Raw genomic sequence first — 1,272 nt, 5'->3', positions numbered from 1 at the left:
GAAAAAACCCTGCCGTACACACCCACCCTATCTCGAGTTCACTGCGGGTAGTCGAAAGCTGCCCGAAGCCCAATCGGGTCATCTCGCATTACTATTGGGGCAATCAGACCCTAACCCCGGGGGCTGGGATCAATCCGGTTTCTTCGGTTCTGAATCGCTGGCCCCGTCTTCAGAGCGCTCGAGTTCCTCGCGCTCCTCCTCCGGGTTGGTGATGCTCCAGACATAGCGCACCAGCACCACCAGGCCCAACAGGGCGAGTAGTGCGAACAAAATCAGCAGGGCTGTAGAGAGCACAGAACCATCACCCTTCACCGCCGGGCAGCATACAGACCGAATTTTGCCAAGGAGTGTGGAGATTCATGAATGAATCTAAATCTATCGAAGCCTGGCGCACAAGAGAGTACCACACCCCTCTGTCCTGCCGCGACTCGCTGTCCTGGTGACTGCTTTCTTTGTAAGGGCGCCCGGTAGCATGGCTGCATACGCGGCGGGCTGCCAGGGTTTTTGCCTTGCTGGCTTGGTGGTATTTCGGTAAATCATGAAGTTCCACCTGCTCACTGCTCAAATCCTGGGTCAACCTGACCTGAGCCTGAGTGGCAGATGCGATTCTGATGGTCAGTAGCCGATAGATTTGTTCGACACCGCTATTCTGGGGCATATTTGAAATCTTCACATAAGGTCTAATAAGAGGCAGATGAGTTTCGCCTCTCGAGCCATTAACGCCCTCCTGTCCTGGTCTCAGAACCGCCGGTGCTAGGCTACCTCGCATGAAGTGGCCGCCCCTGGGTCTCCTGCCATTGGCCTGGGTGCTGATCCTCGCGGCCTGTGCCCCCCGGGCCAGCACCCCTTCCGAAACCAGTGTGCCCATCAAACCGGGCGAAACCTATGTGCTCGAGGTTCGCGGCCTCCAGACTGCCAGGGGCAACAGCTTCACCCTCACGGTAGGAAGCCACCTCGAGCGCCGCACCACCCTGGGCCGCGACTGGTTCTTCGTTACGGCCCGTCCAGTTACAGCCGCCCGAGGAGCCAACTTTAACTACTACCCCGACCGTCAAACCCTGAGTGTGGTAGTCATACTGGACGCAGCAGTTAATACCCGCAACCAGGTCAGCCGTCCCGAGGTGCTCTACTGCAACCTGAAACCAAACCAGGGCGGCTGGGCAGGTACAGCCAACTACGATGCCAGCCTTAAGGATCGAACGCTCAAAGATGGAACCTGCACGCTCCGGCGGACTTGAGGGCAGGCTAGAAGGCGCGCTAGCCTGCCCCCCC

At 58.3% G+C, this 1,272-nt stretch carries 3 protein-coding genes; 1 reads left to right on the top strand and 2 read right to left on the bottom strand.

What is annotated here, in order from left to right; translation table 11 throughout:
• Positions 1–129: 129 nt before the first annotated feature.
• Together Q0288_RS05240 and Q0288_RS05235 are read right to left on the bottom strand one after the other, a co-directional pair.
• Positions 130–312, bottom strand: coding sequence for a hypothetical protein (locus Q0288_RS05240; protein ID WP_299428231.1), 183 nt, complete (start codon positions 310–312; stop codon positions 130–132).
• Positions 302–673 carry a hypothetical protein gene (locus Q0288_RS05235; RefSeq protein WP_299428228.1) on the bottom strand — a complete coding sequence of 124 codons (372 nt, stop codon included), beginning with the start codon at positions 671–673 and terminating at the stop codon, positions 302–304. Before Q0288_RS05235 ends, Q0288_RS05240 begins: the two co-directional genes overlap by 11 nt.
• A 94-nt stretch (positions 674–767) precedes the next feature.
• Here Q0288_RS05235 and Q0288_RS05230 point away from each other — a divergent pair, with 94 nt between their 5' ends.
• Positions 768–1,238, top strand: coding sequence for a hypothetical protein (locus Q0288_RS05230; RefSeq protein WP_299428225.1), 471 nt, complete (start codon positions 768–770; stop codon positions 1,236–1,238).
• The last annotated feature ends 34 nt before the right edge of the window (positions 1,239–1,272 follow it).

It is taken from the genome of uncultured Meiothermus sp. (genome assembly GCF_937863175.1).
Classification (GTDB): domain Bacteria; phylum Deinococcota; class Deinococci; order Deinococcales; family Thermaceae; genus Meiothermus.
The sequence above is the reverse complement of the archived record's forward strand: the minus strand, read 5'-3'. Positions and strand labels throughout refer to the sequence as shown.